Origin of the sequence: Allostreptomyces psammosilenae, from assembly GCF_013407765.1 — a bacterium.
GTDB classification, from domain to species: Bacteria; Actinomycetota; Actinomycetes; order Streptomycetales; family Streptomycetaceae; genus Allostreptomyces; species Allostreptomyces psammosilenae.
Genome location: NZ_JACBZD010000001.1, coordinates 1,907,204 through 1,928,795, shown reverse-complemented (window position 1 = coordinate 1,928,795; position 21,592 = coordinate 1,907,204). Strand labels below are relative to the sequence as shown.

23 protein-coding genes are annotated in these 21,592 nt (G+C 73.3%); 13 read left to right on the top strand and 10 right to left on the bottom strand.

Annotated features, from left to right (window positions below):
- The first annotated feature begins 105 nt into the window (after positions 1-105).
- The 3 genes from FHU37_RS07730 (at position 106) to FHU37_RS07720 (ending at position 2,943) form a co-directional block, all read left to right on the top strand.
- Positions 106-807 carry a TetR/AcrR family transcriptional regulator gene (locus FHU37_RS07730; RefSeq protein WP_179813465.1) on the top strand — a complete coding sequence of 234 codons (702 nt, stop codon included), beginning with the start codon at positions 106-108 and terminating at the stop codon, positions 805-807.
- A 211-nt stretch (positions 808-1,018) separates the two neighbouring features.
- Positions 1,019-2,008 carry an NAD(P)-dependent alcohol dehydrogenase gene (locus FHU37_RS07725; RefSeq protein WP_179813464.1) on the top strand — a complete coding sequence of 330 codons (990 nt, stop codon included), beginning with the start codon at positions 1,019-1,021 and terminating at the stop codon, positions 2,006-2,008.
- Positions 2,009-2,175: 167 nt separating this feature from the next.
- Positions 2,176-2,943: an SDR family oxidoreductase gene (locus FHU37_RS07720; protein ID WP_179813463.1), complete on the top strand. Its 768-nt coding sequence runs from the start codon at positions 2,176-2,178 to the stop codon at positions 2,941-2,943.
- 3 nt (positions 2,944-2,946) lie between these two features.
- Here FHU37_RS07720 and FHU37_RS07715 read toward each other — a convergent pair whose 3' ends face one another.
- A complete protein-coding gene (locus FHU37_RS07715) occupies positions 2,947-3,939 on the bottom strand; it encodes a LysR family transcriptional regulator (RefSeq protein WP_179813462.1) in 993 nt (330 codons plus the stop codon).
- Positions 3,940-4,010: 71 nt separating this feature from the next.
- On the opposite strand from FHU37_RS07715, the gene FHU37_RS07710 reads away from it, so the two are divergent.
- The gene (locus tag FHU37_RS07710) at positions 4,011-4,607 is read left to right on the top strand and encodes a maleylpyruvate isomerase family mycothiol-dependent enzyme (RefSeq protein ID WP_179813461.1); all 597 of its coding nucleotides are present in this window, start codon (positions 4,011-4,013) and stop codon (positions 4,605-4,607) included.
- Positions 4,608-4,663: 56 nt separating this feature from the next.
- Here the strand turns inward: FHU37_RS07710 and FHU37_RS07705 are convergent, their stop codons facing one another.
- Both FHU37_RS07705 and FHU37_RS07700 read right to left on the bottom strand, forming a co-directional pair.
- Entirely contained in the window at positions 4,664-5,014 is a 351-nt protein-coding gene (locus FHU37_RS07705; protein WP_179813460.1) for a hypothetical protein, read from the bottom strand.
- 53 nt (positions 5,015-5,067) lie between these two features.
- Complete coding sequence (locus FHU37_RS07700) at positions 5,068-5,622, bottom strand: TetR/AcrR family transcriptional regulator (RefSeq protein ID WP_179813459.1); 555 nt, start codon at positions 5,620-5,622, stop codon at positions 5,068-5,070.
- Between the two features lie 145 nt (positions 5,623-5,767).
- Here FHU37_RS07700 and FHU37_RS07695 point away from each other — a divergent pair, with 145 nt between their 5' ends.
- Positions 5,768-6,382: a TetR/AcrR family transcriptional regulator gene (locus FHU37_RS07695; RefSeq protein WP_179813458.1), complete on the top strand. Its 615-nt coding sequence runs from the start codon at positions 5,768-5,770 to the stop codon at positions 6,380-6,382.
- A 292-nt stretch (positions 6,383-6,674) separates the two neighbouring features.
- Here the strand turns inward: FHU37_RS07695 and FHU37_RS07690 are convergent, their stop codons facing one another.
- Positions 6,675-9,488, bottom strand: a complete 2,814-nt coding sequence (locus FHU37_RS07690) for a glycoside hydrolase family 30 protein (RefSeq protein WP_179813457.1) — start codon at positions 9,486-9,488, stop codon at positions 6,675-6,677.
- Between the two features lie 478 nt (positions 9,489-9,966).
- Between FHU37_RS07690 and sfnG the strand changes: the two genes are divergently transcribed.
- The 4 genes from sfnG to FHU37_RS07670 all read left to right on the top strand — a co-directional run bounded on the left by sfnG (position 9,967) and on the right by FHU37_RS07670 (position 14,877).
- Positions 9,967-11,088: a dimethylsulfone monooxygenase SfnG gene (sfnG, locus tag FHU37_RS07685; RefSeq protein ID WP_179813456.1), complete on the top strand. Its 1,122-nt coding sequence runs from the start codon at positions 9,967-9,969 to the stop codon at positions 11,086-11,088.
- A 32-nt stretch (positions 11,089-11,120) separates the two neighbouring features.
- Entirely contained in the window at positions 11,121-12,338 is a 1,218-nt protein-coding gene (locus FHU37_RS07680; RefSeq protein WP_179813455.1) for an acyl-CoA dehydrogenase family protein, read from the top strand.
- A 169-nt stretch (positions 12,339-12,507) separates the two neighbouring features.
- A complete protein-coding gene (locus FHU37_RS07675; RefSeq protein WP_179813454.1) occupies positions 12,508-13,692 on the top strand; it encodes an SfnB family sulfur acquisition oxidoreductase in 1,185 nt (394 codons plus the stop codon).
- Between the two features lie 39 nt (positions 13,693-13,731).
- Complete coding sequence (locus tag FHU37_RS07670) at positions 13,732-14,877, top strand: LLM class flavin-dependent oxidoreductase (protein ID WP_179813453.1); 1,146 nt, start codon at positions 13,732-13,734, stop codon at positions 14,875-14,877.
- Positions 14,878-14,906: 29 nt separating this feature from the next.
- Here the strand turns inward: FHU37_RS07670 and FHU37_RS07665 are convergent, their stop codons facing one another.
- Positions 14,907-15,791, bottom strand: a complete 885-nt coding sequence (locus tag FHU37_RS07665; RefSeq protein WP_179813452.1) for an NmrA family NAD(P)-binding protein — start codon at positions 15,789-15,791, stop codon at positions 14,907-14,909.
- A gap of 87 nt (positions 15,792-15,878) precedes the next feature.
- Here FHU37_RS07665 and FHU37_RS07660 point away from each other — a divergent pair, with 87 nt between their 5' ends.
- Complete coding sequence (locus tag FHU37_RS07660; protein WP_179813451.1) at positions 15,879-16,838, top strand: helix-turn-helix transcriptional regulator; 960 nt, start codon at positions 15,879-15,881, stop codon at positions 16,836-16,838.
- Between the two features lie 58 nt (positions 16,839-16,896).
- Here the strand turns inward: FHU37_RS07660 and FHU37_RS07655 are convergent, their stop codons facing one another.
- On the bottom strand, positions 16,897-17,271 hold the full coding sequence (locus tag FHU37_RS07655) for a MerR family transcriptional regulator (RefSeq protein ID WP_179813450.1): 375 nt from the start codon (positions 17,269-17,271) through the stop codon (positions 16,897-16,899).
- Between the two features lie 140 nt (positions 17,272-17,411).
- Between FHU37_RS07655 and FHU37_RS07650 the strand changes: the two genes are divergently transcribed.
- Positions 17,412-17,750, top strand: coding sequence for an EthD domain-containing protein (locus FHU37_RS07650; RefSeq protein WP_179813449.1), 339 nt, complete (start codon positions 17,412-17,414; stop codon positions 17,748-17,750).
- On the opposite strand, the gene FHU37_RS07645 is transcribed toward FHU37_RS07650, so the two are convergent.
- Positions 17,722-18,372, bottom strand: a complete 651-nt coding sequence (locus FHU37_RS07645; protein ID WP_179813448.1) for a TetR/AcrR family transcriptional regulator — start codon at positions 18,370-18,372, stop codon at positions 17,722-17,724. The genes FHU37_RS07650 and FHU37_RS07645 overlap by 29 nt on opposite strands.
- A 51-nt stretch (positions 18,373-18,423) precedes the next feature.
- On the opposite strand from FHU37_RS07645, the gene FHU37_RS07640 reads away from it, so the two are divergent.
- Positions 18,424-19,188, top strand: coding sequence for an SDR family oxidoreductase (locus FHU37_RS07640; protein ID WP_179813447.1), 765 nt, complete (start codon positions 18,424-18,426; stop codon positions 19,186-19,188).
- Positions 19,189-19,219: 31 nt separating this feature from the next.
- On the opposite strand, the gene FHU37_RS07635 is transcribed toward FHU37_RS07640, so the two are convergent.
- From FHU37_RS07635 to FHU37_RS07625, 3 genes are read right to left on the bottom strand one after another with little or no spacing between them, the layout of a single operon-like run.
- Positions 19,220-19,645, bottom strand: a complete 426-nt coding sequence (locus FHU37_RS07635; protein ID WP_246449683.1) for a PPOX class F420-dependent oxidoreductase — start codon at positions 19,643-19,645, stop codon at positions 19,220-19,222.
- A gap of 2 nt (positions 19,646-19,647) precedes the next feature.
- A complete protein-coding gene (locus FHU37_RS07630; protein WP_179813446.1) occupies positions 19,648-20,019 on the bottom strand; it encodes an MmcQ/YjbR family DNA-binding protein in 372 nt (123 codons plus the stop codon).
- Positions 20,016-20,414 (bottom strand): MmcQ/YjbR family DNA-binding protein, encoded by a 399-nt coding sequence (locus FHU37_RS07625; RefSeq protein WP_312892749.1) that lies wholly within the window; start codon positions 20,412-20,414, stop codon positions 20,016-20,018. Before FHU37_RS07625 ends, FHU37_RS07630 begins: the two co-directional genes overlap by 4 nt.
- A gap of 151 nt (positions 20,415-20,565) precedes the next feature.
- Between FHU37_RS07625 and FHU37_RS07620 the strand changes: the two genes are divergently transcribed.
- Complete coding sequence (locus FHU37_RS07620) at positions 20,566-21,462, top strand: aminoglycoside phosphotransferase family protein (protein ID WP_179813445.1); 897 nt, start codon at positions 20,566-20,568, stop codon at positions 21,460-21,462.
- The last annotated feature ends 130 nt before the right edge of the window (positions 21,463-21,592 follow it).

Below are 21,592 nucleotides of genomic sequence, written 5' to 3'. Positions count from 1 at the left end.
CAAGGGGTGACCGGCGGCAACCTCCTGCGCGAGTAGAGTGGGTGGACGCTGTACACCGGCCAGGGGAAGGCGGCCGGCTCCGGGCCCTCCCCATGACGAGAGGGGATGGTGGAGATCGCCGGGCAGGCAAACACCTCGACGCGGCCCCGCGCGCCGTTGAGCAGGGAACGGGTTCTGGCCACCGCCGTGGCCCTCGCCGACGAGGGCGGGGTCGACGCGCTCAGCATGCGGAGGATCGCGCAGGCGCTCGGTGTCGTGCCCATGGCGCTGTACAAGCACGTGAGCAACAAGAACGAGCTGCTCGACGGCATGATCGACGCCCTGGTGGGGGAGATCGACCCGCCGGCCACCGACACCGACTGGAAGACCGCCATCCGTCGACGGGTGCTGTCGGCCCGCCGGATGCTGCTGCGCCACCCCTGGGCGCCCGGGGTCATCGAGTCGCGGATCAAGGCGCGGGCCACCCCGACCCCCGCGGTGCTGGAGTACCTGGACTCGATGGTCGGGATCTTCCGGGCCGGGGGGTTCCCGGTCGACCTCGTCCATCACGCCATGCACGTCATGGGCAGCCGGCTGCTGGGCTTCTCCCAGGAGCTGTTCGAGGACAGTCCCGGCGGCGAGCCGGATCCGGACGCGCTGCCGCCGGAGGAGATGGCCGCGCGCTACCCCCATCTCACCGAACTGGCCATGGCGGTCGCCCACGATCCGGACTCCGTCGTGGGCTCGGGCTGTGACGACCAGTTCGAGTTCGAGTTCGCGCTGGACCTGACGCTGGACGGCCTCGAACGGCTCCGGGGCGCGGTCTGACGCACCCGGACCCGCTCGCTCCCCGGTGATTCCCGCTCGCGCGTGAGCCGCGGGCCGGGCCCTGCGCACCCCTTGACGGGTGTACGGCATACACCTACCGTGATCGGTGAAGGTGTACGCCGTACACCTCCGTGCTGGTTCCCGACCGCCCGGCGCCGTGCCGGCCGCGTCGGCGAGCACGTCGTCGATCACCAGGGACGGGGAGGATCGAATGAAGGCGATCGTCCAGGAGGTGTTCGGCCCGCCGGACATCCTGCGACTGGCGGACGTCGAGCCGCCCGAGATCGGGGCCGACCAGGTGCGGGTGCGGGTGCGCGCCGCCGCGCTCAACCCCTACGACTGGCACATGATGCGCGGCGACCCGTACGTGGCGCGGCTGATGGGAGGCGTGGGGTTGACCCGGCCGAAGTCCCGGGTGGCCGGGATCGACGCCGCCGGAGTCGTGGCGGCGGTCGGCTCGCAGGTGAGCGGGCTCGAGCCCGGCGACGAGGTGCTGGGCTTCTGCCCGGGCGCCTTCGCCGAGTACGCGCGCACCACCCCGGACCTGCTGGTGCCCAAGCCCGCGAACCTGACGTTCGAGCAGGCCGCGGCCGTGCCGATGGGGGCGGTGACCGCCCTGCGCGGCATCCGGAGCGTGGGCCGGGCACGGGCCGGGCAGCGGGTCCTGGTCAACGGGGCCGCCGGCGGCGTGGGCACGTTCGCCGTGCAGATCGCCGCGGCCCTGGACGCGGAGGTCACCGGGGTGTGCGGCACCCGCAACGTCGAGCTGGTGCGCTCACTGGGCGCCACCCGGGTCGTCGACTACACCCGCGAGGACTTCACCGACGGGCGCGTGCGCCACGACCTGATCCTGGACAACGTCGGCAACCGCCCGCTGCGCCGACTGCGCCGGGCGCTCACCCCGACGGGGACCCTGGTGGCCAACGGCGGCGGCTCGCCCGGCCACGTCTTCGGAGCGGTGGGATCCATGCTGCGACTGGCCGCGGCCAACGCGTTCGTCCGGCAGCAGCTCCGGGTGATCCTCCCGGCGGCGCCGGCCGGGCCGACCCAGGGGGACCTGCTCGCCGTCGCCGCGCTCATCGAGGCCGGCACGCTCGCCCCGGTGGTCGACCGGACCTACCCCCTGGCCGACGTGGCCGAGGGCGTCCGCCACCTGGAGCAGGGCCACGCCCGCGGCAAGGTCGTGGTGGTCATGCCGTGAGCGGCCCGGTGGGCGGTCCGCCGGATTCCGGCCGGTGACGCAGGTCACAGCTGCGCGCTGTCACGGGGACCGGCTGGGCGGCATCTGGTGTTCGTCAGGACGCCGCGCGAACGGTACGCGCGGCACGCGACTCCACGCCACGGACCCTCTCGGACAGGAGCTTGGCCATGAACGAGCACACCACCACCCACCGGCAGGTGGCGTTGATCACCGGGGCGAACAAGGGCATCGGCCGCGCGACGGCCGAGCAGCTCGCCGCGCTGGGCATGACGGTCCTGGTCGGCGCCAGGAACCCGCAGCGCGGTGAACAGGCCGCCGAGGCGGTGCGTTCGGCGGGCGGGGACGCGCACGCGGTCACCCTGGACGTCACGGACCGGGGCGCCGCCGAGGAGGCGGCGCGGTGGGTCGAGGAACGCTTCGGCCACCTCGACGTGCTGGTCAACAACGCCGGCATCAGCGGATCCGGGCAGGTCGCGCCCGAGGACGCCCTCGACCGAGTCCCGAGCACCGTCGACCTGGACCTGGTCCGGGCGGTGTTCGAGACCAACGTCTTCGGGGTGATCGCGGTGACCAACGCCATGCTCCCGCTGCTGCGGCGGTCACCCGCGGCACGCATCGTCAACGTCAGCAGCTCGGCCGCGTCGCTGACCGTCAACAGCGACCCGGACGGCCCGCTGGCCGGGTTCACCTCGGCCGCGTACACGCCCTCCAAGACCGCGCTGAACGCGGTGACCGTGCAGTACGCCAACGAGCTGCGCAAGGACGGCATCCTCGTCAACGCCGCCGACCCGGGCTACGTCGACACGGACATCAACGGCCACCGCGGGTTCCTCACCCCCGCGCAGGGCGCCGCCGTCGTGGTGCGCCTGGCCACGCTCGGCGCGGACGGACCGACCGCCGGGTTCTTCGGCGAGGCCGGCCCCCTGCCCTGGTAGCGGTCAGGCGGGACGGTCCACCACCGGGTCGCGGTGACCGCCGGCGCGGAGATCGGCGCCGGGGTGCGGTCGCCGCGGCTCGGGAGGGTGCGCCGGGGGAAACGCCTTCCGCATGCGGGCGAGGAGGGCCTTGGCCGCCGGGGCGGCCGGACCGTCCGTCGGCCAGGCGAGGGCGATCCGGCCGCGGAGGCGGGGAGCGGTGAGGGGGACGGTCCGCAGGCCCAGTTCGGCCGCCGCCTCCGGTGGGAGCTCCGGGAGGATGGCCACCCCGAGCCCGCGGGCGGCGAGGCGCGCCAGCAGGTTCGGAGCGGCACCCTCGAAGGCGATGCGTGGGGCGAAGCCCGCCTGGGTGCAGCCCTGCTCGAGTACGCCGCGCAGCCCGGTGCCGCGCGGCAGGCTGATCAGCGGATGGCCGGCGAGCGCAGCCAGCGGGAGGGAGGTGTGGCCGACCGGTGGGAGCAGCGGGTGGCCCGGGGCCATGGCGGCGACCAGCGGCGCGTCGACGATGACCTGGACGCCGACGCCGGGCGGCGGGTCCTCGCCGGTGAGGCCGACGACGGCCAGGTCGAGCTCACCGCGGCGCAGGGCGGTGAGCATCCGCGCCGAGGTGTCCTCGGTGAGCGAGATCTCGACCCGCGGGTGTTCGTCGTGGAAGTCGGCCAGTACGGCGGCCACGTCGAACTCGTCGGTCGCGGCACCGGAGACCAGACCGATGGTGACCTGGCCGCGGAACAGGCCGGTGAACTCGTCCACCGTCTGCCGCAGCCCTTCGACGGCGGCCAGCGCCGCCCGCGCGTAGGGAAGCACCGCCTCGCCGACCGCCGTCGTGGTCACCGTCCGACCGGAGCGGTCCAGCAGGGGCTGCCCGAGCTCCCGCTCCAGCTGCCTGATCTGGGCGCTGATCCCCGGCTGTGCCAGGTGGAGGCGGGCGGCGGCGCGGGTGAAGTTGGCCTCCTCGACGACGGCGAGGAGGTACTGCAGCTGGCGGAGCTCCATAAGCGGAAATGCTAGCGACGAGAAGGGGCCGCTCTTGGACTTCTGATCGGTGGTTGGGCACGCTGGTGATCATGGAGACTGCAGCGGCGGACGTGCGTGCCGCGATAGCGGCCGAACGGCGCGAGCTCGCCGACGTCCTGGACGGACTGACGGAGCGTCAGTGGGACGCGTCGAGCCTGTGCGGCGGGTGGCGTGTGCGGGAGGTCGCCGCGCACATGAGCATGGGGTTCCGGTACTCCCTCGGCCAAACGGCGTGGGAACTCGCCCGGGCGGGCGGCCACCTGCACAGGATGACCGACCGCCTCGCCCACCGCGACGCCGCCGCCCTCGCCCCCCGGGAACTCGCCGCGGCGCTGCGGGAGAACGCCCACCACCCGTGGAAACCCCCGGTGGGCGGCCTGCCGGCGGCGCTCGGGCACGATGTGATCCACGGCCTGGACATCACCGTGGCCCTCGGCCTGGGGCGGCGGGTCCCCGAGGAGCGGCTGCGGATCGTGCTCGGGACGGTCGGACCGCGTACGCTCCGCTTCTTCGGGGCCCGCCTCGACGGCGTCGAGTTGCGGGCCACCGATCTGGAGTGGTCGTACGGCGCGGGCACGGCCGTGGCGCGTCCCGCTCAGGAACTCCTGCTGCTCGCCTACGGCCGCCGGCTCCCGTCCGGCGGCTAGGGAGTCGCCGACACGGTCGGATCCGAGCGTGTCGGCCCTTCCGGCCCGCCCCTGGGCTAGCGCAGGGCGGCCTCGATGTGCTCGACCGTCTCCCGCGGGTCGGTGACCTGGACGACGAGGCGGGCGTACCGCTCGTCGGCCAGCTGGATGACGACGGCCTTGGCCGGGTCCCGGACGTCCCAGAAGACCTGCTCGCCGTCGATGTGGAAGGTGCCGGCGGTGAGCACGCCGGGAACGTGGGTGCCGGGGGCGCGCACGCCCTTCCGCTCCCTGGCGATGCCGGGGTCGGCGGTCGCGCCACGGACGTTGGCCAGCGGGATGACCAGTCGGCTCTTGAGCGCCCAGAGCTTGTCGAGCCCTTCCATCTCCACGATCAGCTTGTCGCCGTCGATGTGGACCTGCGCCATGGTGGTTCCCTTCACGGTGGTCGGTTCAACGCTGGTTCGGTTCAGGGGTCGGTTCAGGGGCGGCCGAGCCGCCGCGCCAGTACGGCGCCGACTCGGGCGGCGTCCACGGTCGCGGCTGTGGACCTCGCCCGGACCCGCAGGCCGAGGAGGAGCGCGGTGAGCGCCGCGGCCGAGGCGGCGGCATCGGTTCCGCCGTCGGCGTCGTCGGGTGGGGGTGGGGCGCCGATCGCCCGGTCGAGCGCGGAGAACGCCCCGGCGACCAGCTCGGCCACCTCGGGGTCCACGGGAGCGCGTTCGACGGCGGCCAGCAGGAGCAGGTCGAGGCCCGTGGTGGCGGATTCGGCCAGGGCTTCGCGGATCCCCTCGGCCGGCCCGGCCGCCTGGGCGACACGGTCCACCAGGGGCGCGAAGTCGTGCTCCAGCGACCGGCGCAGGGCGGCGAGATAGAGCCCGCGCTTGCTCCCGAACGTCTTGTACAGGCTGTTCCGGTGCACACCGAGGTGAGCGACCAGGTCGTCGATGGAGATGCCGTCGTAGGCACGGACGGCGAACAGCTCCGCCGCCGACCGGACCACTTCCGCCTCGTCAAAGCCTCTGGGTCGTCCCATGCCGCGATGCTACGCAGTTTAGGAATGTTCAGTCAAGAACGATCGTTCCTAAACTGCCGGCAACTCCACCGCTCCGCATCCGGTGGCTGGATTGGCAGTAAATGCCAAACTGGCGGCTGCTGCCGAGTGGGGTAGCCTGACGTCCATGACGACGTTGTGGGACCGGTCGCGGCAGGTCGCCATCCGGGTGATCCTGGACACGGCCGTCCGTCTGTTCGTCGAGCAGGGCTACGAGCGGACGACGATCGCGCAGATCGCGCGGGAGGCGGGGATCTCGCAGCGCTCCCTGTTCCGCTACTTCGGCACCAAGGAGGACCTGGTCTGCGGCGACCAGGAGGCGCTGGGCGAGCTGCTGAAGCGGACCGTGGAGCAGCAGCCGGCCGAGGTGTCCGCCTGGGACGCCCTGCGTGTCGGGTTCGAGGCCGTCCTGACCGCCAACCACACCCGGGAGCGGGCGCTGGAGCTGTCCCGCCTCATTTTCGACACCCCCTCGCTGCACGCGCGCTACATCGAGAAGCGGCTGCGCTGGCAGGAGGAACTGGTCCCGGTCGTCCGGGCGCGGCTGACCGCCGGCCCCGACCCGGCCCCTCACCTGCGCGCCAAGGCGATCGTCGTGACGGTCCTCGCCTGCATGGACGCGGCGACCGAACTGTGGGTCAGGGAAGGCGGACGACCCGACCCCGCAGACCTCTACGACCAGTGCCTCGCCGCGGTGCGGGGCCACGGCGGAGGCCCGACGACCTCCCGCCAGCGGTTGTGAGCCGGACGGAGCACCAGTCGCCGGCGCGTCGTGCGTTCCTCGGCGGGGGCCGGCGTCGCGGGCGAAACGAGCCGATCGGGTTCCTGTTCCTTGCCTGGGCTCCGCGGCCATCGAGGGCTGCCGCCGCTCGATCGGTCCCGCCGACGCACGTGACGACACGGACCACGCGGACATGCCCGCCCGGTACGGGGTGACCCTCCTGGACCGCCCGCCGCACGCGTGGGCGCGACGGTCGGTGCCGTCACGGGTGGGCAGGCGCGCCCCGACCGCTGGCGCGCCTGCCCCCCCCCGGTCAGCCTTCGCCGCCGTCCGCCACGGCCGGCCGGTCGGGGCGCACCCTGGCGCCGCCGGTCAGCGCGTCGACCCCGTCGAGCGTGAACGTGCCGCTGACCACTCGCACGGTGACCGTGTGTGCCCGCTGTTGCAGGCCGCGCAGCCAGTACGACGTCTGCCGCGTGCCCACCGGCCCGACCTGCGCGGTGCGCGGCGCGCCGCCGTCGATCCGCACCTCCAGCGTCGCGCTGCCCGTGGCGCCGAAGAGGTTGAGGCCGGTGCCGGTGAAGGGGATGGTCACGGACTGGCCGGTGCGCAGCACGTGCTGGGTGCGGTTGAAGTGCGCGTAGCCGGCCTGGGTGAAGGTGGCCCCGTCCGGGTAGGCGAGGCGCGCGTCGGCGTCGTCGATCTTCTCCGAGGCCCACGCGGAGCCCCTGATGGGCGTCACCGCCAGGTTGTCGTAGCGGGTGTTGTAGAAGCCGCTGACCAGGGCGATCCGGCCGGTGAGCACGGGGTTCGCGGACGGGTCGGCGTACTGCGCGAGCCGCCTGCCGTCGAGCGTGGCCGTGACGACGTTCCCCCGGGCCTCGACGGCGAGCCTGTGCCACGCCGCGCCGTCGAAGCCGGCCACGGTGCCGGACGCCACGACGGTGTCCAGCTTGCGCAGCTGCCACCGGCCGTCCTCGTGCACCCGGACCGCGTACGTGGCCTGGTCGCCGCCGCGCGCGTACACCTGCCGCACGCCGAGCCCGGCGAAGTTCTCCAGCGTCGCGTCCCGGTCGACGGCGTCGAGTCGGAAGTCCACCGCGGCGGTGTAGTCGGCCCAGCGGTGGTCGCCCAGCACGGTCGACGGGGCGGCCGTCTGGAGCACGTTCTGACGCCCGTCGCCCCACACGTTCCAGGTGAAGCCCCGGTTCTCGGCGTGGATCTGCTGCTGCAGCACGTGGCGGTGCGCGGCCTCGCCGCTCGCCACCACCTCGAAGGCGCCGTCCTGGTCGGCCGTGTAGCGGGGGGTGCCGCCCCGGCGCTCCAGATACGTCATCTCGCGCCCGCCCACCGTGGTCACCGGGTAGTCGTCGTACTCGAAGTCGTCGCGGTAGGGCAGTTCGAGGATGGTGTCCTCGGCGTCGGGCGCGAAGTCCCCCGGCGCGTACTCCGCCGTCGTGCCGTGGACGCCCCGCGCCAGCGTCGACAGGGTGACGATCGAGTAGGCCGGCACCTCCACGCGGTAGACGTCGTGCTCGACGCCGTCGATCGTCTCGGTGCGGACCGGCGCGTAGTAGCCGGTGTTCCGGAAGTAGTTCGCGTCGTACGCCTGGCCGGCGTCCGGCCCGCGCGTCTCCCACGCGTACAGCGGCCTGCCGCCCTCGCCCAGGTCGGCCACCTTGACCTCGAAGTACCGGTCGGTGCGGGTGTTGTTGGCGTGCACCTGCGACCACTGGGGCTCTCCGGCGGCGCTCGCGGGCGTGCGCGCGGTGAGGACCGTGCGGGTGGAGGTGTCGACGTTCGTGCCGCCGTCCCCCTTCGTGCCGTCTCCGCCGGTGGCGCCCTCGACGTACTCCCAACCGTCCTCGACGAACTGGTGGAAGTGCCGCACGGCGACCAGGCCCACGTCCCCCTCCCAGTAGCCGGACCACGGGTCGGAGGCGCGGATCAGGTGCTTGGGGGAGTACTGCGTGCCCTCGTACATGGCGCTGACCGCGGGCTGGAAGAGGAACGTGGTCATGTGCGCGGGGTCGTCGCCCGCGCCGCTCCAGCGGTAGGCGTTGATGAACCGGTCCGCGATGTCGGCGGCCGAGACCGTGCCCCCCACGCCGCCGCGGGCCGGGTCGGCGGCGACCCGGTACTGCGGGTCGATCATCGGGGCGACGCCCTCGGAGTAGAGGATCTCCTTGCCGAACTCCTTGTTGAGCCGCGTGACGTTCGGGCCGCCGACGATGTCGTAGTGGTAGCCGAGGGCGTCCACCTGTTCCAGGGCGGCCGGGTCGGCGAGGATGCGGCCCGCCACCGCGTCGCCCTCCCGGTAGGAGTCGAGGGCGACGATCTTGATCCGCGAGTAGTCGTACCGGGCGTCCGGCGCCGCGGCGTCGCGCTCCAGCCACTCGGCGAACCGCACCGTCCAGGCCAGCTCGGACGCCTGGTAGGCGGCCCCGCGGACCTCGTTCTGGGAGGGGCTCATCCAGTCGAACTCGACGCCGAACGTGTCGTACGCGGCGTCGATCGTCTCCTTGTACCACTGGTACCGCTTGGTCCAGTCGTTGCCGGTCCACGACGGCTCGCCCCAGCGCAGGGCCTCGATCTCGATGTCCGGGTTGATCGACAGCGCGTCGGAGATGAAGTGGAACCCGGCGCCGCGCAGCACGTTCGCGGGCTCGTCGGCGCTGCGCTTGGTGGCGGGTTCGGCGCCCGACGAGCTGTTGCTGTCCGCGCCCAGCTCCACCTTGATGTGCTTCAGGCCCGCGCCCGTCTCCGGGTCGAACAGCATCCGCATGATCGCCCAGTAGGCGTCCGGGTTCTCCTCCTTGTAGTCGAGGAGCAGGTTCGACGTGTTGTTGCACGAGACGGATCCGAAGCCGCCGAAGGCGTTGTACGGGGTGCCGTCCGGGCGGCGCTCGACGTCGTCGCCGTCGACGACGAGTTCCTGCCAGGGGATCGAGGGGTCGTCGAGGCGGAGCTCGGGAAGGGCGGTGCGGGTGGTGGCCGAGGGCGGGGCCGCCAACGGCGTGGCGTCCGGAGTGGCGGTCGCCGGCGGGGCCAGCAGGCCGCCGCCGGCGAGCGAGAAGATGGCAGCCGCTACGGCCGTCACGGCCGTGAGGCGGTGTGCACGTGGCATGGGGAGTTCCCGTCGTTGTCTGGACTGGGCCCGGCACGGAGAGTCGTGATCGAATTTGATCGAAAGTAGTCGTTTGGTAGCGATTGATGTTCTGTCGGCCTGAAAAGTAGGGGCTGCTCTGAGGGCGGGTCAACAAGATGACCGTTAATGGTCGAAACCTGCGGCCGGTGGCCGGTCGCACCCGGCCCGCCCCCGCCGCCGGGCGACTCCTTGACGACGCTCACCGGTGACTGCCACGATCGACGACATGACGAAGCGACTGGACCTGACGCGGCGACGGCACGTCGACCTCGCGCACGTCTCCAGCGCCTCCTGTCGCCCCGCGGCCTGACCCGACCCCCGGCCGCCTTTCCCCCCACGCCACGCCTGTTTCACCTCGGGGCAGCCGTGTGCCGTGTGCTGCTTCCCCACCGCCTGAGTTCCGGCCGCCGCGCCGTCCGAATTCGGCGTGCCCACAATTCGGCAACAGGAGTTCCGCATGCCCGCAGCACCCGTCAAATTCGCCTACTGGGTCCCCAACGTCAGCGGCGGACTCGTCACCAGCAGGATCGAGCAGCGCACCCACTGGGACTACGACTACAACCGCGAACTGGCCGTCCTCGCCGAGGACAACGGCTTCGAGTACGCGCTGAGCCAGGTGCGCTACATGGCCAGCTACGGCGCCGAGTACCAGCACGAGTCGACCAGCTTCAGCCTCGCCCTGCTGCTCGCCACCCGACGCCTGAAGGTCATCGCCGCCGTCCACCCCGGCCTGTGGCACCCGGGCGTCCTCGCCAAGCTCGGTGCCACCGCGGACCACCTGTCGGGCGGCCGGTTCGCCGTCAACGTCGTCAGCGGCTGGTTCAAGGGGGAGTTCACCGCCCTCGGCGAGCCGTGGCTGGAGCACGACGAGCGCTACCGCCGCTCCGAGGAGTTCATCCGCGCCCTGCGGAAGATCTGGACCGAGGACCACGCCGAACTGGCCGGCGACTTCTACCGGTTGCGCGACTTCTCCCTCAAGCCCAAGCCCCTCAGCACCCCGGAGCGCCCGCACCCGGAGATCTTCCAGGGCGGCAACTCCACGGCCGCGTGGGCCATGGCGGGCCGCGTCTCCGACTGGTACTTCTCCAACGGCAGGGACTTCGACGGGGTCGTCGAACAGATCAACGACGTCCACGCCTCCGCCCGCCGGGCCGGGCGCAGGCCGCCGAGGTTCGGCCTCAACGGCTTCCTGATCGCCCGGGACACCGAGGCGGAGGCCCGCGCCACCCTGCGCGAGATCATCGCCAAGGCCGACACCGAGGCCGTCGAGGGCTTCGGCGCCGCCGTGAAGCAGGCCGGGCAGTCCACCGCCGACGCCACCGGCATGTGGCAGGACTCCACCTTCGAGGACCTCGTCCAGTACAACGACGGCTTCCGCACCGGGCTCATCGGCACCCCGGAGCAGATCGCCGAACGGATCGTCGCCTACAAGCAGCGGGGCGTCGACCTCTTCCTCCTCGGCTTCCTGCACTACCACGAGGAAGTGGAGTACTTCGGCCGCCGGGTGCTGCCCCTGGTGCGCGAGCTGGAGGCCCACCTCCCCGACGCCGGGGCCCCGTCCGCCCCCGCCCACGCCTGACCCACCCCCACCGCGCAGAGAGGCCCACACCCATGAGCACCGCCACCCCCGCCGACTGGACCACCCGCCCCGCGCCGCGGACCGCCGAGGAGTGGATCGCCCGGGCCACCGAGGTCGCCGCCGTCCTCGCCGCCGACGCCGCGGCACGCGACCGCGCCGGAGCCACCCCGTACGCCGAGGTGCGGCTGCTGAAGGACTCCGGCCTGGTCACCCTGCTCGGCCCCGTCGAGCACGGCGGCGGAGGCCAGGACTGGACCACCGCCTACCGCGTCGTCCGCGAGGTCGCCAAGGCCGACGGCTCCATCGGCCAGCTCCTCGGCTACCACTACCTGTGGAACTGGGCCGCGCGCCTGGTCGGCACCCGGGAGCAGTGGGAGCACGTCGAGGCCGAGGCCGCGCGCAACCGCTGGTTCTTCGGCGGCGCCGTCAACCCGCGCGACAAGGACGTGACCGTCACCGAGGACGGCGACTCCCTCGTCTTCACCGGCCACAAGACCTTCTCCACCGGCAGCAAGGTCTCGGACGTCACCGTCCTGGAAGGCGTCCTCGAAGGCACCGACCAGCACGTCTTCGCGATCGTGCCCTCCGACAGCCCCGGCCTGACCTTCCACGACGACTGGGACAACATCGGCCAGCGGCTCACCGAGAGCGGCAGCGTCACCCTCGACGGCGTCCGCACCCCGTGGTCCTCCGCGGCCGGCTACGTCGACAAGCGGTTCCAGCCGCGGGTCTACAACACCCTCAACGTCCCCACCATCCAACTGGTCTTCGTCAACTTCTACCTCGGCATCGCCGGCGGCGCCCTGGAGACGGCGGCGACCTACACCCGCACCCGGACGCGGCCCTGGCTGCACGGCGGGTACGAGCGGGCGGTCGACGAGCCCTACGTCATCGACACCTACGGCGACCTCACCGCGAAGCTGTGGGCCGTCGAGGCGCTCGCCGACGCGGTCGCCGCCGAGGGCCAGAAGCTGCACGACGACCCGGACGCGGTCACCGAGCGGGCCCGCGGAGAGTTCGAGGTGCGGGTGGCCGCGGCCAAGGCCCGCGCCACCGACGTCGCCCTGGAGGTCGCCAGCCGCGTCTTCGAGGTGACCGGGGCCCGCTCCACGACCACCGCCGAGGGGCTGGACCGCTTCTGGCGCAACGTCCGCACCCACACCCTGCACGACCCGGTCGCCTACAAGCGCCGCGAGGTCGGCCGGTGGGTCCTCGAAGCCGAACTCCCCCAGCCCACCTGGTACTCCTGAGCACCCGCCGGGGCGCCCGCCGCGCGCGGGCGCCCCGTTCCCCGCAGCCTCCCAGCCTTCCGAAAGGAGCACCCATGGCCGGCGTCCCGTCCCTCCCCGGCGGCCCCTCCGCCACGTTCCCGGTGGCCCTCGTGCGCACCCCGGTCCCGGCCCGGGCGAGCTGACGACCGTGGCCGCGCACGTGATCGCCGACGACGCGGAGGCCCTGGCCGTCGCCGCCGCGCTGGCCGAGGAGTTCCGGGCCGGCGCCCGCGCGCGGGACGCCGAGCGCCGGCTGCCGCGCGAGGAGGTGGACCGGCTGTCCCGCTCCGGGCTGCTCGCCGTCACCGTGCCCACCGAGCACGGCGGCGCCGACGTCCGCCAGGAGACCCTCGCGGAGATCTTCCGGCTGCTCGCCTCCGCCGACGCGAGCCTCGCCCAGATCCCGCAGAGCCACTTCGTGTACGTCAACGTGATCCGCCGTCAGGGCACCGGTCAGCAGCGGAGGTTCTTCTTCGCCGAACTGCTCGCCGGCCGCCGCTTCGGCAACGCCCAGTCGGAGGCCGGCACCCGGCACGTCCAGGACATCCGCACCCGGCTGGAGCCGCGGGCCGACGGCTCCTACCTCCTGACCGGTGTGAAGCACTACTCCACCGGAGCCCTGTTCGCCGACTGGATCCCGGTTCTCGCCCGCGCCCGGGACGACGACCTGCACGTCGCGTACGTGCCGCGCGACGCGCCCGGCCTCACCGTGATCGACGACTGGGACGGCATGGGCCAGCGGACGACCGCCAGCGGCACCGTCCGCCTGGACGGGGTCCCGGTGCCCGCCGACCGGGTGCTCCCGCACCACCTCACCTTCCGGGGCCCGCAACTGCACGGAGCCACGGCCCAGTTGCTGCACGCCGCCATCGACGCCGGCATCGCCGGGGGCGCCCTGGCGGAGGCCGCCGCGTTCGTGCGGACCACGAGCCGTCCCTGGTTCGAGAGCGGCGTGGAGACCGCCGCCGAGGACCCGCTGCTGATCCAGCGGTTCGGCGAACTGGCCCTGCGGGTGCGGTCCGCCGAGGCGCTGCTGCGGGAGGCCGCCCGCGCGGTGGACGCCGCACAGGCCGACCTCACCGACGACTCGGCGGCCGAGGCGTCCATCGCGGTCGCCGCGGCCAAGGTGCAGGCGGCGCAGGCGGCCGTGGAGGTGGCGGACGCCCTGTTCGAGGTGTCCGGCACCCGCTCGGCACTGAACTCCCTCAACCTGCACCGGTACTGGCGGGACGCCCGCACCCACACCCTGCACGACCCGTCCCGCTGGAAGGTCCAGCACATCGGCCGCTACGTGCTCAACGGCACGCGGCCACCCCGGCACGGCCTGCTCTAGCCGCCCCCCGGCCCGCCCAGAACCCCGATCGGAGACCCCGTGACGCTCACCTTCCACTGGTTCCTGCCCACCAACGGCGACAGCCGCCACGTGGTCGGCGGCGGCCACGGCACCCCGGCCACCGCCTCCGGGCGGGACCGGCCGCCGACCGTCGCCTACCTGAGCCAGATCGCCCGCGCCGCCGAGGACCTCGGCTTCGTCGGCGCCCTCACCCCCACCGGCGCCTGGTGCGAGGACGCGTGGCTGACCACGGCGATGGTCAGCCAGCACACGGAACACCTGAAGTTCCTGGTCGCCTTCCGCCCCGGCTTCGTCTCGCCCACGCTCGCCGCGCAGATGGCCTCCACCTTCCAGCGGCAGACCGGGGGTCGGCTCCTGCTGAACGTCGTCACCGGCGGCGAGAGCCACGAGCAGCGCGCCTACGGCGACTTCCTCGACAAGGACGCCCGGTACCGCCGCACCGGCGAGTTCCTGCGGATCGTCCGCGAGCTGTGGCAGGGCGGGACCGTCGACCTGCGCGGCGAGCACCTCAGGGTGGAGGACGCGGCGCTCGCCCGGGTGCCCGAGCCCGTCCCCGCCGTGTACTTCGGCGGCTCCTCGCCGATCGCCGGAGAGGTCGCCGCGCGCCACGCCGACGTCTACCTCACCTGGGGCGAGCCCCCCGCGCAGGTCGCCGAGAAGCTCGCCTGGATCCGCTCCCTGGCGGCCCGGGAGGGGCGCGCCCCGCGCTTCGGCATCCGCCTGCACGTCATCACCCGCGACACCTCGGAGCAGGCCTGGACCGAGGCGAACCGGCTCCTCGACGGCTTCGCCCCGGAGACCGTGGCGTCCGTGCAGGCCGGACTGGCCCGCAGCGAGTCCGAGGGGCAGCGGCGGATGCTCGCCCTGCACGGCGGCGGCAACCGCGACGCCCTGGAGATCCACCCCAACCTGTGGGCCGGCATCGGCCTGGTGCGGGGCGGCGCGGGCACCGCGCTGGTCGGCAGCCACGACGAGGTCGCCGAGCGGATCCGGGAGTACCACGCCCTCGGCATCGACGAGTTCGTCCTCTCCGGCTACCCCCACCTGGAGGAGGCCTACTGGTTCGGGGAGGGCGTGCTGCCGCGGCTTGCCGCGCAGGGACTGTGGCGGCACCCCCTCGGCAAGGAGACCGCCCTGTCCGCCCAGGTGCCCTTCGCGAGCTGACGCCGGCGGGCGCCCGCGCGGGGATCCGGTCAGCCCGCGGGTGCGGCCAGCAGGGGACGCAGGTGCGCGTGGGCCCAGCCCGCCAGGGTGCTGGGAGTGGTGGTGACCGCGTCCCGCGGCTGCTCGGGCGTGAGCGCGCGGGTGCCCGCGGTCATGCCGACGATGCCGGCGACCGCGCCCGGCGGCAGACCCGCCGCGGCCAGAGCCGCGCGCACGTCGTCGTCGGACACCACGCGCAGCCGGATGTCGCGGCCCAGCGCGACCGTCAGGATCTCCGCGACCCGCCGCCACGACAGGTCCTCCGGGCCGTGCACCCCCTGCACGGCGCGGCCCTGCCACGTGCCGCCCAGCAGCCGGGCGGCGACGACGTCACCGATGTCCCGGGGGTCGACCCACGGCAGGGCCCGGTCCGGGGCGTCGGAGGTGGTCAGCTCGCCGGCGGCCAGGCCGTCGAGGGACGCCAGCAGGTTGGTGAAGAAGTAGCCGCAGCGCAGGTGCAGCACGTCGGCGCCGGTGGCGTCGAGCTGCTCCTCGATGGCGCCCAGGCCGTCGATGTGGCCGGCACCGTGCCGCAGCTCCGCCCCGACGCTGCTGAGGAACACCACGCGCCGCACGCCGGCCTCCCGCACCGCCGCGGCCAGCCCGGCGCCGGTGCGGCGCGAGACACCCACCGGATCCTCGACGGTGTGCGGCGTCGGGTCCACCAGGAAGGCCGAGGTGGCGCCCGCCATCGCCTCGCGGACGAAGCCGGCGTCGGTGAGGTCGCCGCGGCGGGCGTCCACCCGCGCGCGGACGTCCGGCTCCAGCCGCGCCGGATCGCGCAGCAGGACGCGGGGACGGACGCCGGCCTGGAGCAGCAGCCGGACCACCCGCGACCCGACGTGGCCGGTGGGTGTGGTGACGACGATGGTCATCGGACCTCCTCGATGTCGTGGACCAGTGCCGGCACCGTAACGGCCCTTGCGGCCGGAACCTGGCCGCAAGGGTGCGAGGCTGTGCACATGGATCACCCGAGCGCCCGCACGCTGGAGCTGCTGTCCCTGCTGGCCGCGGGGACCCCGCGGACCGGGGCGGACCTCGCGGCCCGGCTCGGGGTCTCGCCGCGCACCCTGCGCAGGGACGTGGAGCGCCTGCGGCGCCTCGGCTACCGGGTGGAGTCCGCCCCCGGCACCGGCGGCAGCTACCGGCTGCCCGCCGGGCAGGGCATGCCGCCGCTGCTGCTGTCCGAGGAGGAGGCGGTGGCCACGGCCGTGGGGCTGCGGCACGCCGCCGCCGCCTACGGGGCGAGCCCGGCCGGTCCGGCCGACACCGCCCTGCGCAAGCTGGGCGAGGCGCTGCCCGCCCGGCTGCGCGGCCCGATCGAGGCGCTGCTGGCGGCCACCGAGGTACCGCCCACGCCGGGCCCGGCGGACCACCTCGACACCGTGGAACGGCTGGCGGAGGCCACCCACCTGCGGTCCCGCGTGCGCTTCCGCTACACCACACGGGACGGCGAGGCCGGCGAGCGCCGGGCGGAGCCGCACCGCCTGCTCCTGCTGGCGCACCACTGGTACCTGCTGGCGCACCACTGGTACCTGCTGGCGTGGGACGAGGACCGCGCGGACTGGCGCAGCTTCCGGGCGGACCGGATCACCGGGCTACGGGTGCCGGGCACGACCTTCCCGCCGCGCCCCGTGCCCGAGCAGTCCGCCTGGCCCTTCCCCCGCCCGTCCGAGCCGAAGGCGGCGGCGCTGTTCCTGGCGCCCGCCGGGGCGGTGGCGCGGCGGCTGACCGCACGGGCGGGAACGCTGGAGCCGGCCGGCGCGGACCGCTGCCGGTACACCACCGGCACGGACGACTGGGACTGGCTGGCGGGCGCCCTCGCCGCGGTGGGCCTGCCCTACCGCGTCGAAGGCCCCCCGGAACTCGCGCGCGCCACCCGGGACCTGGCCGCGCGCGCCGCGACGGCGGCCGGCGGCTGACCCGACCGAGCGGCCACCGCCCCGGCTGCGCCCTGGTTGCCGGTGGGCCGGCCGGTTCCTACGGTTCGGCTCCGGTCGACTGCGCCAGGTACTCCCGGTTGACCTCGATGAGGTGGTCGAGGGCGGACCTGGCGGCGGCGAGGTCGTCGATGGCGGACGACAGCCGGGCTCGTTCGCGACCCATGATCTCCAGGGCCCGGTGAGCCCCGCCCCTGCTGGGCTTCGCCATGCAGGGGACCATTGCGGCGATGGTACTGGTGGACATGCCCGCGGCCAGGAACGCCTGTATGAGCCGGACCCGCTCGACGTGTTCGTCGTCGTAGTGACGCTGCCCGCTGGGGGAGCGCGAGCTGACGAGCAATCCCTGGTCCTCGTAGTAGCGCAGCGATCGACGACTGACTCCTGTCCGGGTGGACAGTTCACCGATTCGCACCCCGACTCCTCACTGTGCGCCGAGCCGCAGCGACTTGCCCCTCACACCGATGTGAGGGTCTAGGTTACCCACAGCCGCGCGGCCCACCACTCCACGCGTCTGATGTCCGGCGCGGTCACACGAGGAAGAGGCAGGAATCGATGATCAAGCTCGCCTTCATGATCAACCGTATCGACGGCATGTCCTTCGAGCGGTTCGTCGAGTACCACCGGGACCGGCACGGTCCGCTGTTCGCCTCCATCCCGGAGGCGCGGCGCTACGTGCGGAAGTACACCGTGTCCCACCCGGTGCCCGCCGAGAACTACCCGGGCCCCGCCTACGACGGCCTGACGGAGATCTGGTTCGAGAACTGGGAGGACCACGACGCCTTCTTCTCCTCCGAGAACTACCGGAAGCTGGTCAACCCGGACGAAGCGAAGTTCATCGACATGAGCACCGTGGCCGTCATGGTCACCGAGGAGAAGACGCTGCTCCGCTGAGTCCGGCGGCGACGGTGTCGTCGCCGAAGGTCGCGGCGAGCGCCCGCGCGATCAGCTCGGGCAGCTTCGTCCTCCCGTCGTCGTCGGCCCAGCGGGTCAGCGCCGTGTGCATGGCGGCCAGGCAGGCGCTGGTCGCCGCCTGGGCCCGGAAGGCGGCGTCGGGATCGGTCACGTCGTCCCCGAGGGCGTCGATGATGGCCTGCTGCAGGGCGTACTGGCGGTCCAGGTGCCTGGCCCGCAGCGCGGGCGTGGAGACCATGAGCCGGAGGCAGTCCAGCAGGAACCGCTCGGCCGCCGCCGGTCTGTTCCCTTCGCCGCCGGTCAGCGCGGTGGCCGCGTCGACGAGTGCGCCGCCGACGCGGCGCACCAGGGGCTGCGCCGCGGACGACGCGGCGACCCGCTCGGCGATGAGCTCGGCCGGCTGGTCGACGAGGACGAGGTCCTCCTTGGTGGGGAAGTGCCGGTACACGGTCATCGCCGAGACCCCGGCGGCCCGGGCGACCTCGGCCACCGTCACCGCGTCGTAGCCGCGGTCGGTGAACAGCCGCACCGCGTGCGCCTGGATCGCCCGCCGCGTCTCGGACTGCTGTCGCTCCCGCAGGGTCGGTTTCCGCTCGCTCATGTGATACACACTACCGTGATGTTAGTAACTAACACGGATGGGGTGGGTGGCATGGGCGCTCTGGCCGGCAGGACGGCTCTGGTGACGGGTGCGTCGCGCGGCATCGGGCGGGCGATCGCGGCCCGGCTGGCGGCGGAGGAAGCGGTGGTCGTCGTGCACTTCGGCACGGACGAGCACGGGGCGGCGGAGACGGTCGCGGAGGTACGACGCGCCGGTGGGACGGCCCTCGCCGTCCGGGCCGAACTCGGCGTGGACGGCGACGTGGAGACGCTCTTCGCCGGTGTCGAGGCCGGCTTGGCCGGTCGGCCGCTCGACATCCTGGTCAACAACGCGGCGGCCGCGCCGGCCGGCCCGATCGGCGCGACCACCCGGGCGGAGTTCGACCACCTGTTCGCGGTGAACGTGCGGGCGCCGTACTTCATCGTCGAGCACGCGCTGCCGCTGCTGCGCGACGGCGGCCGGATCATCACCATCTCGTCGGTGGCGACCCGGATGGCCAACCCGGCCCAGACGTCCTTCGCCATGACGAAGGCCGCCGTCGAGACGATGAGCAGAACCCTGGCCAACCAACTCGGGTCCCGGGGCATCACGGTGAACGCGGTCGCTCCCGGAGCCACCAGGACCCCCGCCAACGGAGCCGTCTTCGACGCGCCGGGCCTCGTCGAACACATCGTCGGCGCGACGGCGCTCGACCGACTGGGCGGACCTGACGACGTCGCCGACGTGGTCGCCTTCCTCGCCTCCGACGCCGCCCGCTGGATCACCGGCCAGGTCATCGACGCGAGCGGTGGCCTTTTCCTCGGCCCACGCGTCTGACCGGCGGCGGGCCGGCTCGGTGGGGTCGCCGCTAGTCGAGGATGCCGCCGTAGGCGATGACCTTCGTCGGGTGGAGGCGGACGACGACCTCGCCGGGTACGCCGTTGCGCCTGCCGAACTCCTCCGCCCGCTCCTCGCCCGCGTACCGCGCCCCGGCGCGGGTGGCGACCTCGACGAGTTCGTCGAGGTCCTCGCTCAGCGTCACGTCGCCGCGCACCTCGACGTAGGCGAACGGCGGGTTCTCGTCGTCGACGCAGATGGCCCCGCGCGGATCGCGGCGCACGTTGCGCACCTTCGCCGTCCTGCCGCCCGCGGTGAACAGGAAGTCCTCGCCGTCGAAGACGTACCAGACGGGAGTGATGTGGGGGGCGCCGTCGGGCCCGACCGTGGTGAACTTCCCGGTGTGGACGTCACGCGTGACGAACGCGCGCCACTCCTCGTCCGACATGGTGTGCATGGTCAACCCTTTCCCTGGGGCCGGCGGTTGCGCGGCACCGATTCCAGGACGAGGTCGTAGGAGTGGGCGACGAGGTCCTTCACCTCTCCCGCCGTGATGTCCCGGCCCGCGCTCACGGAGACCCAGTGCCGTTTGTCGAGGTACCGGCCCGCGGCGATGGACTCGTGCTCCTGCCGCAGGGACCGCGCGTGGTCGGGCTCGACCTTGACGGTGATGATCTGCTCGTCGGGATCGTCCGTGACGATCAGGAAGACCTTCCCCGCCACCTTGTAGACGTCCAGCTTCTCGGCGAACGGGCGTCCGTTGCCGACGCCGGGCAGCCGGTTCGCGGTGTTGCGTGCGACCTCCTGGAGCCGCTTCCCGGTGATCGTCATCGTTGCCAGGCCCGCTCCCGCACTCCGTAGCCCTCCGGATCGACCGGCTGGTCCGAGCGGCGCAGGTTGCCGACCACGAGCCGGTAGGAGTCGGTGACGAGCTCCTCGACCAGCTCCTCGTCGATCGAGTCGCCGGGAGCGAGCGTGATCCAGTGCCTCTTGTTCATGTGGTAACCGGGGGTGATGTCCGCATGCGCCTCGCGCAGGGCCTCGGCCTCCCCCGGTTCCGACTTGAGGATCACGACCGGGGTGCCGGGCACGCTGGTCATGAGCATGAACACCTTGCCGCGGACCTTGAAGACCTCCCAGTCCGGCCCGAAGGGGTGCTCCAGCGTCGCGGCGGGCAGTCCCTCGGCGTGCCGCCGGGCGGCCTCCTGCAGCGCTTCCCCGTCCACCGCCGCGATCTCCTCCTCCATCACCCGAACTCGGGAGTCGGCATGGGCACCGCTCGCCGCCAGGGGCTCGTCCACTCCAGGCTAGGCGCACCTCCGCGTCCTCTGCCAGCGCTGGCGTCCTCTGCCAGCGCAGGCGTGGTTGAGTGGTGCCATGGACGGCTTCGAGATCGATCACGCCCTGGTGCGCTCCCTGGTACGGGAGCAGCATCCCGACCTCGCGGGCTTGGACGTGCGTGAGGTGGTCGGCGGTTGGGACAACCAACTGTGGCGCCTGGGGGAGGAGTTGGCGGTGCGCATGCCGCGCACGGAGCGAGCGCCCTCCCTGCTGCGCAAGGAGCACCGGTGGCTGCCGACCCTCGCCCCGCGCCTTCCCCTCCCGGTCCCGACGCCCCTGCGGATCGGTGAACCGTCCGCGCGCTTCCCGCGGCCGTGGACCATCGCGACGTGGGTTCCCGGGGAACCGGCGGACCGCGCCCCGATCAGCCACGACCGCGCGGCCGAGGCGTTGGCGGGCTTCCTCAGGGCGCTCCATGTGGAGGCGCCCGCCGAGGCGCCGGTCAGTCAGGACCGCGGCGTCCCCCTCAACCGGCTCGCGGACGGTTTCGACAGGATGCTGGAGGAAGTCGCCGCCGGGGGCGGTACGGCCGACCTCGGGATGGTCCGGGAGGTCTGGAGCCAGGCCCTCGCGGCCCCCGAATGGCAGGGCGCGCCGAGGTGGCTGCACGGCGACCTCCATCCGGCGAACGTCGTCGTCTCGGACGGGACGCTCACGGGCGTGATCGACTTCGGTGACATGTGCGCCGGCGATCCGGCGGTCGATCTCGCGGCGGCGTGGGTCCTCCTTCCCGAGGGCGCGGCGGCACGGTTCTTCGACGCGTACGGTGGCGTGGACCAGGCGATGATCCGGCGCGCACGAGGGTTGGCCGCCGCCAAGGGCCTCTTCCTCATCCTCATGGGCCAGGCGGGGGAGCGGGGTCTTCCCGGTGGCAAGCCGGCGTGGGGACCGGCGGGCCGGGCGGCGCTCGACCGCGTCCTGGCGCACACGTAGCGGGCCACCGGGCTCCGCGGGCGGCACGGCGGCGGCGTCACGCACGCGTGGAGCCCGACGGCCCGTTGCCGACCTACCCTACCCCGGTATAGTTTCGGGCACGTCAGGTGGGCCGTCTGGTGCCGGACGC

What these genes read in the sequence shown, in the direction of transcription:
- FHU37_RS07730 (WP_179813465.1), top strand. Translation starts at nt 106, where the DNA reads ATGGTGGAGATCGCCGGGCAGGCAAACACCTCGACGCGGCCCCGCGCG.
- FHU37_RS07725 (WP_179813464.1), top strand. Translation starts at nt 1,019, where the DNA reads ATGAAGGCGATCGTCCAGGAGGTGTTCGGCCCGCCGGACATCCTGCGA.
- FHU37_RS07720 (WP_179813463.1), top strand. Translation starts at nt 2,176, where the DNA reads ATGAACGAGCACACCACCACCCACCGGCAGGTGGCGTTGATCACCGGG.
- FHU37_RS07715 (WP_179813462.1), bottom strand. Translation starts at nt 3,939, where the DNA reads ATGGAGCTCCGCCAGCTGCAGTACCTCCTCGCCGTCGTCGAGGAGGCC.
- FHU37_RS07710 (WP_179813461.1), top strand. Translation starts at nt 4,011, where the DNA reads ATGGAGACTGCAGCGGCGGACGTGCGTGCCGCGATAGCGGCCGAACGG.
- FHU37_RS07705 (WP_179813460.1), bottom strand. Translation starts at nt 5,014, where the DNA reads ATGGCGCAGGTCCACATCGACGGCGACAAGCTGATCGTGGAGATGGAA.
- FHU37_RS07700 (WP_179813459.1), bottom strand. Translation starts at nt 5,622, where the DNA reads ATGGGACGACCCAGAGGCTTTGACGAGGCGGAAGTGGTCCGGTCGGCG.
- FHU37_RS07695 (WP_179813458.1), top strand. Translation starts at nt 5,768, where the DNA reads ATGACGACGTTGTGGGACCGGTCGCGGCAGGTCGCCATCCGGGTGATC.
- FHU37_RS07690 (WP_179813457.1), bottom strand. Translation starts at nt 9,488, where the DNA reads ATGCCACGTGCACACCGCCTCACGGCCGTGACGGCCGTAGCGGCTGCC.
- sfnG (WP_179813456.1), top strand. Translation starts at nt 9,967, where the DNA reads ATGCCCGCAGCACCCGTCAAATTCGCCTACTGGGTCCCCAACGTCAGC.
- FHU37_RS07680 (WP_179813455.1), top strand. Translation starts at nt 11,121, where the DNA reads ATGAGCACCGCCACCCCCGCCGACTGGACCACCCGCCCCGCGCCGCGG.
- FHU37_RS07665 (WP_179813452.1), bottom strand. Translation starts at nt 15,791, where the DNA reads ATGACCATCGTCGTCACCACACCCACCGGCCACGTCGGGTCGCGGGTG.
- FHU37_RS07660 (WP_179813451.1), top strand. Translation starts at nt 15,879, where the DNA reads ATGGATCACCCGAGCGCCCGCACGCTGGAGCTGCTGTCCCTGCTGGCC.
- FHU37_RS07650 (WP_179813449.1), top strand. Translation starts at nt 17,412, where the DNA reads ATGATCAAGCTCGCCTTCATGATCAACCGTATCGACGGCATGTCCTTC.
- FHU37_RS07645 (WP_179813448.1), bottom strand. Translation starts at nt 18,372, where the DNA reads ATGAGCGAGCGGAAACCGACCCTGCGGGAGCGACAGCAGTCCGAGACG.
- FHU37_RS07640 (WP_179813447.1), top strand. Translation starts at nt 18,424, where the DNA reads ATGGGCGCTCTGGCCGGCAGGACGGCTCTGGTGACGGGTGCGTCGCGC.
- FHU37_RS07635 (WP_246449683.1), bottom strand. Translation starts at nt 19,645, where the DNA reads ATGCACACCATGTCGGACGAGGAGTGGCGCGCGTTCGTCACGCGTGAC.
- FHU37_RS07630 (WP_179813446.1), bottom strand. Translation starts at nt 20,019, where the DNA reads ATGACGATCACCGGGAAGCGGCTCCAGGAGGTCGCACGCAACACCGCG.
- FHU37_RS07620 (WP_179813445.1), top strand. Translation starts at nt 20,566, where the DNA reads ATGGACGGCTTCGAGATCGATCACGCCCTGGTGCGCTCCCTGGTACGG.